Raw genomic sequence first — 6,202 nt, 5'->3', positions numbered from 1 at the left:
AAACCACGCCCGGCTTCGCCTGCTCGAGCCGCTTCTATCGCAGCATTTAATGCAAGTAAATTTGTTTGATCTGAAATACCGGTAATGACATTCAACACTTCTGCAATTTCAGCCGAACCCTGTTTAAGTTCATCAACAACTAAGCTTGCATGGTCGATTTTTTGTGATGCATTATCAATTAAATTCATTGTATCTGCGACCATAGAACTTGCATTGTGGATCATATCACTCGCTTCTGCAGTGGCATTTGATGCATTAACGGTATTACCTTCAACTTCTTTAACGGTTAACGACATTTGCTCAATCGCACTTACAACTGTTTGAATCTCTTCACTTTGTTTGCTGACACCACGGTTTGTTTGGCCCGCAATAACCGACAGACTATCAGAGGCAGAGGTTAGGTTTTGAGACGAGCCCACTAATTGTTCCAGCAAACTATGAAACTCACTAAGCATTGAGTTTATCGATTTACTTAATGCACCAAGTTCATCATTATTTAAAATATCTAAGCGCTGGGTTATGTCGCCACTTTCAGCTTTAACCATCACTTTTTGAATATTTTCGATAGGTTTGATAATTGCGTTAATGATGACAAAAGCAATAATAATGAGGCCTACTAAAATAATCGCAATTTCTATTACCATCTCAATAATATTAGCATTTAATTTATCATCAATATCTTGTATGTAAATACCGGTACCGACCACAAGGCTCCAAGGTTTGTATGAAATCGAATAGGATAATTTATCTTCTGCTGCGCCATCGGCAACGCGTTGGAATTGGTATTCAACATATCCGCGGCCAGCAGGGTTCTGGGTACTCTTTAAAAGATCCTGATACACAAAACGTCCATTGGCATCTTTAATATTGGTGATATTACCACCTGTTTTTTTACCTTTTAAACTTGCTTGTAAAATCATATCGGTCGTAAAAGCAAAAAAATAGCCATTACCACTGTACTGTAGCTCCTGCAATGTTTTGTAAAAATCTTGTTGTGCTTCTTTAAGTTCTAACTCACCAGCTGTCACTTTTTTCTGATATGACTTTAGCAGCCCCTCTATTGATTCAACTTGTACTTTTAACTGCTGTGCACGATCTTCGTGCATTTCATCGTGCAGTACATTCATCGAACGCCAACCAAGAATTATTATAGCGAATAGTGAAAATGCGATGAAAAAATAGATTTTTTGTTTGATGGTAAATGACATATGTACCCCTTAGTGTAAATCGCGCCACCTTAAGCGGCTATAATATTAAACGGCTGAAAACAGCCAACTGTTTTTAATTCGTTTAAAAGTCTTGTTTAACTGTTTAACTGTTTAACTTTTGCTGTAGCCACTGTATTGCATCTTCTTTATCGCTAAAAACCTTTCCGATCTCAGGAAGTCGACTTTTAACAATAGATTTTTGTACCCCATTTGCGACAACAATTGCCAACGAAATACAGCCATTCCTGCTCAAGATACTCCAATGTTTACCGACTTCACTTATTGTCTGAGGAGAACCCAAACACTCAGCATCCCAAATTTCGATAATAGAAAATAAATCAGATGTTCTGTCAATAATCGCATTTTGATATGAATCTGCAGCATCAACTATGCCTTCCTCATTAAAGGGGCCAAAAGCCTCAACATATAAAATAATATTATCCCAATTAAATAGTGTCTTACCGTGACCTTGCATTGTTTATTCCTATGGTACTAACCTGTGTATTATCTACACTTGATTCGTTGCTATTGAACTGTGGGTGCAGCCCATAACTCAGTGTTTTTGCTTATTGTTATCAGTGAATGCCACAAACTGTTTAACAAAGCCTGTCATGTCTGCGCTACCTTTATTGTATTTGACGAAATGACGTGTAAGCGCTTTCTTTTTTGTCAAAAAAAAAGGACTGATTCCGACTATTTATCTGCTGTTAAATAAAACACATTAGCAAGTTCAATCTGCACTTATCCATACTCAGCGCAAGGATATAGAATTTGTACTACTAATCAAGTGGCTCTGTCCCAGAAAAGTGTTGCTAGCATTACTGTTACCACCTAACCCTATGTAAATATTTAGATTACATTAATTTTATTTTTTTTCTATTTTTGTCCTACTAAACCCTGTTATTTTTCTTATCGGCAATAATCGCGGCCAACAGTAATTAGAGATGAAAATTCTTGTGCAACGTTACCGTTATTTAAAAGCTATGACCTGGCACTGATGTTTTAATCTTCTATTCAAAAAACGCCGTCGAATTTTTCTCAAGCACTATACTTAACGGTGACGGATGTTTGTTGTCACAGGAAATCACCATGAAATATCTTGCTTTAATTTTTTTAATTTTGACATCAATGTGCAGTGCAAAGCCGATTGTATTGTGCCTGGAAAAAATTAATAACCTCCCGTATTTTGGAATTGAGCAAAACAACGGTGTGTTTATTGATTTTATCAATATAATGAATTCACAAAGTGAGCTGCAGATAGAACTTGTGCAACTCCCATGGAAGCGGTGTTTAAGGAATGTAGAGCTAGCATTATTCGATGGTGCCTTTGCGGTAATTTATACCGTACAACGCGATAAATTATTTTCATACCCTAAAACAGCGGAAGGGAAACTAGATAGATCTAAAGCTATATGGCAGGCTAGCTATCCTGTGTTTGTACATAAAGAAAGTACCCTGCAATGGAACGGTGATAACTTTAACCAGGTAGGAATAAAAGTAGCAGCGCCTCTGGGCTATGTGGTATCTGATAAACTAGGACAGATAAAGAATTTGTGTGTGTCAAATATTGCCCCGGAAAAAGGGTTGCAGTTGCTGGCAATGCAGCGACTGGATGCTTATGTGATTGAACAGTCGATTGGCGATAAAATAATTCAGAATAACAATTTAACGTCAGCGGTAACTACGCTTGCTACTCCATTTTTAACCAGAGATTGGTATCTTGTTTTATCTAATGATTTTGTGCAGTTATCCCCGCAAACAGCCGCGCAGTTTTGGGAATTATTAGCACAAGTTCGAGAACAAAATGGCCAACGTTTATACCAAAAATATATGCAGCAGGATTAGAGCCGCCTGATTTGTTTGCATCGCTGTCTAATTTACTGCTGTATATAGCCATTTTAAAATGGAAGGGTACTTGCCGCTCACATTGCTTTGCGGAGATAAGCAAGCCTTCTAAGTTAGTAAAATACTTAGATGTTAAGAGCTTGCTTTATGATTATCAGATCTTACATTTTGTAATTTAGGGGGCAAGGCAAGATCCCTAGCTGATGTTCAATTACCCCCTTTGCTGTCTCCCTTATCAGCAATAACTGCGGCCAACAGGGCAAGCATTGATGACAGCAGCATCACAATCACTACGGGTTGCAACATTCCCATACTGATAAAAGCGGCAAGTGCACTAACTGCTGCACCGACAGTATATTGTATAGCACCTAATACCGCGGATGCGGAACCGGCATTATGCTCATAAAATTTAAGGAAACAGGCACTGGCATTTGCCATTATTCCGCCACACGCAGCGATGCTAATGACGAATCCTGTCACCGCAAAATAGAGTTGATCCGGTGCAATAACTACCGATGCGACTAAAACCAGTCCGCCGATCACCTGCATCAACAGAAAATGTTTTAGCAGAGCAGCAGGATCATACCAGCGTAATAGCAGAGTATTCAGTCGATTAATTGTCACCAGACCACAGATATTAGCGGCGAACAGTAATGAGAAATGCTCTGCGCTTACCCCGAATACTTCCATATAGATCATCGAAGCATTGGTTAAAAACGTCATCATTACCGCATAGGCAAAAGCCTGAGCCAGCATAAAACCTAGCGCGCGTTTTTCTTTAAAAACAGACAGTAAACCATACTGTTTTGACTTAGTGTTAGAATCAGTTATTTTAGCTCTGACATGCACCGTTCTTGGCGGAATAAATAGCATTACCAATCCAATCACAGCAATGGCAAAGACAGCAAGAAAATAGAAAATCCAATGCCAACCTGCCATTGTCAGAATCAGGGTACCAGCTGTTGGGGCGATCGAAGGGGCAATCATCATGATTAACGCAATCAATGAAAACAGTTTGGCCGACTCTTTACCACTGCTATTATCACGAATAACCGCAGGAACACCGACTACAGCCATACCACCGCCAATCGCCTGTACAAAACGCCATAACCATAAGATCTCAATAGTGGTACTGGTGGTAAGCAGGGCACTGCCGATAGCGAAAATTCCCAGACCCAGTGCCATTACAAAGCGGCGTCCTTGTCGATCAGACAAGGGCCCGCCAATCAACTGACCAACTGCCAATCCCAGTACATATAAACTGACAGTGACTGACATCATGGAAATATCGACCTGCATATCTAGCGCCATGGTTGGCATCGCCGGTAGATAACTGTCGATAGCAAAAGGTGATATTGCAAAAACGCTAGCTAAAGTGAGGATTAGGGTTTTGGATATAGTTCGACTATTAGAAATATCGTGAACTTCATGGCGCGAGTGATTTTTAACTTCTGTTACTATTGTTTGTGTTGTCATAAGTAGTTCTCATTTATCTTTCTGGAAAGATACTATCTGGACTTTATCTTTCTGGCAAGATATATTGCGATTTTATTTTAAAGGACAGGTGCCGAGCTCATGACCAACAGTATTAAGCAAATTCTTGAAGAGGGAGCCCTTAACTGGCCTGAACGTGTCGGTTCGACTTCTCCTGCGTTACTGCGCCTGTTTCGGGTTAGCGATATTTTTCAGAGCAATATCCAACAATATGTCGAAAGATTTAATCTGCAAAGGGCTGACTTCGGGGTGCTTTGTACTCTGCGACGTAGTCCTGCTCCTTACTGTCTGTCCCCGACAGCACTGTATCAAGCCATGCTGTTCAGCTCTGGCGGACTGACTAAAGTACTGGGACGATTGAGCAAGGTTGAATTGATTGAACGGCTTGATAATCCGGAAGATAAACGCAGTAAATTAGTACAACTGACAGCGCAGGGAAAACAGCTTGTGGAAACTATGCTGCCAGAACTGCACCAGCAGGAGCAGCGTATATTTCAGGTATTAAGCAAGGATGAGCAGGAACAATTAAATACACTATTACAGCGCATTCTCGAGCAGTATGAGTAAATAGTAAGAGAGCGCATCTTATTAGTAACTCAGGCTGTAGAGAAAATTTATATAGCCGACTTAATAAAGCTCTTTGTATTCAGCAATAAATGGTCTGCCTCTTAACTTCAAGAATGCCAGAAACTGTTTAGTTGTATGTGTAATTACTTGCTGAGTCGGCATCTCTATCTTATCAAACAAATCACTTACTAACTCTAACTGACCGATTTGTTGGCAAAAATGGGCGTCTGTTCCTGTGGTGACATAAGCGCCTACATCTCGCGCAATACGTGCAATTTCAAGGCAACGGTCAGCACTGCCGATACGGCTTACACCTTTAAGCGAACTGTTGTTAAATTCAATTGCGATGTTATGCTCTTTGGCACATTCAATTACCGCATGAAAATCGAAGTCAAAGTTGGGGTTGCCTAAATGCCCAAGTGCATCCACGCGTCCGCCTTTAATTACATTAATCAGTGCTTGTGTGTGCGCCGCTTTATTTGCAGGCATAAATACAGGTTCATGCAGGCTGGCAATAATCCAATCCAGCTCGCAATCCGTTTCTAACGGGATATCAATTTCACCATCAATATTTACAATATTAGATTCCACGCCGCGAATAACAGCCACACCTGAAATAAACCTCGGCAATATTTTCTGGTTAGCAAAAAACCAATAATGAGGAGCACCCGGCATAGATTCTGAATGATCTGTGGTACAAAACATCTTTACTGCATGTTCTTTGGCTGCCTGAGCATTTTCCAGCAAAGTGCTATAAGCATGACCACTCGCATAAGTATGTGTATGAGTATCAACGTCAAATTTCATAAAACCTCGCTTTGATAATAGTTGCAGTTAATGGGTTCATAGTATTGTGAATTAAGTGAATTTCATAGAATTATTTCCATTAGAAAACAGACTCTGTGCCCATAAAAATTAAAAAATAATCTAAAAGGCCGGATTGATTCGCAATCCGTGTAATGAGCTCAATTTTCAGCGAATGACAGTTATGCTTCTTTTTTATTTTCCATGTTATATCAAATATTTATTTCCAGATATTGATTTATAAAATATCATTAATTCATATATGTAAATAACAGAGTCTGTGG

6 protein-coding genes are annotated in these 6,202 nt (G+C 39.6%); 2 read left to right on the top strand and 4 right to left on the bottom strand.

The annotated features are described in order from the left end of the window. Together AC4GME_RS14685 and AC4GME_RS14680 are read right to left on the bottom strand one after the other, a co-directional pair. A partial coding sequence (locus AC4GME_RS14685; protein ID WP_490379651.1) for a methyl-accepting chemotaxis protein occupies positions 1 to 1,208 on the bottom strand: 1,208 nt, incomplete at its 3' end. A gap of 103 nt (positions 1,209 to 1,311) precedes the next feature. After that, positions 1,312 to 1,683 carry a hypothetical protein gene (locus AC4GME_RS14680; protein ID WP_490379650.1) on the bottom strand — a complete coding sequence of 124 codons (372 nt, stop codon included), beginning with the start codon at positions 1,681 to 1,683 and terminating at the stop codon, positions 1,312 to 1,314. A 614-nt stretch (positions 1,684 to 2,297) separates the two neighbouring features. On the opposite strand from AC4GME_RS14680, the gene AC4GME_RS14675 reads away from it, so the two are divergent. Further along, on the top strand, positions 2,298 to 3,053 hold the full coding sequence (locus AC4GME_RS14675; RefSeq protein ID WP_490376503.1) for a substrate-binding periplasmic protein: 756 nt from the start codon (positions 2,298 to 2,300) through the stop codon (positions 3,051 to 3,053). A 207-nt stretch (positions 3,054 to 3,260) separates the two neighbouring features. Here the strand turns inward: AC4GME_RS14675 and AC4GME_RS14670 are convergent, their stop codons facing one another. Beyond that, a complete protein-coding gene (locus AC4GME_RS14670; RefSeq protein ID WP_490376504.1) occupies positions 3,261 to 4,529 on the bottom strand; it encodes a multidrug effflux MFS transporter in 1,269 nt (422 codons plus the stop codon). A gap of 99 nt (positions 4,530 to 4,628) precedes the next feature. Here AC4GME_RS14670 and AC4GME_RS14665 point away from each other — a divergent pair, with 99 nt between their 5' ends. Continuing rightward, positions 4,629 to 5,114: a MarR family winged helix-turn-helix transcriptional regulator gene (locus AC4GME_RS14665; RefSeq protein WP_490376505.1), complete on the top strand. Its 486-nt coding sequence runs from the start codon at positions 4,629 to 4,631 to the stop codon at positions 5,112 to 5,114. A 60-nt stretch (positions 5,115 to 5,174) separates the two neighbouring features. On the opposite strand, the gene AC4GME_RS14660 is transcribed toward AC4GME_RS14665, so the two are convergent. Beyond that, positions 5,175 to 5,921 carry a phosphatase gene (locus AC4GME_RS14660; protein ID WP_490376506.1) on the bottom strand — a complete coding sequence of 249 codons (747 nt, stop codon included), beginning with the start codon at positions 5,919 to 5,921 and terminating at the stop codon, positions 5,175 to 5,177. Positions 5,922 to 6,202 lie beyond the last annotated feature (281 nt).

Source organism: Psychromonas sp. (assembly GCF_983033635.1).
The sequence above is the reverse complement of the archived record's forward strand: the minus strand, read 5'-3'. Positions and strand labels throughout refer to the sequence as shown.

What these genes read in the sequence shown, in the direction of transcription:
- AC4GME_RS14665 (WP_490376505.1), top strand. Translation starts at nt 4,629, where the DNA reads ATGACCAACAGTATTAAGCAAATTCTTGAAGAGGGAGCCCTTAACTGG.
- AC4GME_RS14675 (WP_490376503.1), top strand. Translation starts at nt 2,298, where the DNA reads ATGAAATATCTTGCTTTAATTTTTTTAATTTTGACATCAATGTGCAGT.
- AC4GME_RS14670 (WP_490376504.1), bottom strand. Translation starts at nt 4,529, where the DNA reads ATGACAACACAAACAATAGTAACAGAAGTTAAAAATCACTCGCGCCAT.
- AC4GME_RS14680 (WP_490379650.1), bottom strand. Translation starts at nt 1,683, where the DNA reads ATGCAAGGTCACGGTAAGACACTATTTAATTGGGATAATATTATTTTA.
- AC4GME_RS14660 (WP_490376506.1), bottom strand. Translation starts at nt 5,921, where the DNA reads ATGAAATTTGACGTTGATACTCATACACATACTTATGCGAGTGGTCAT.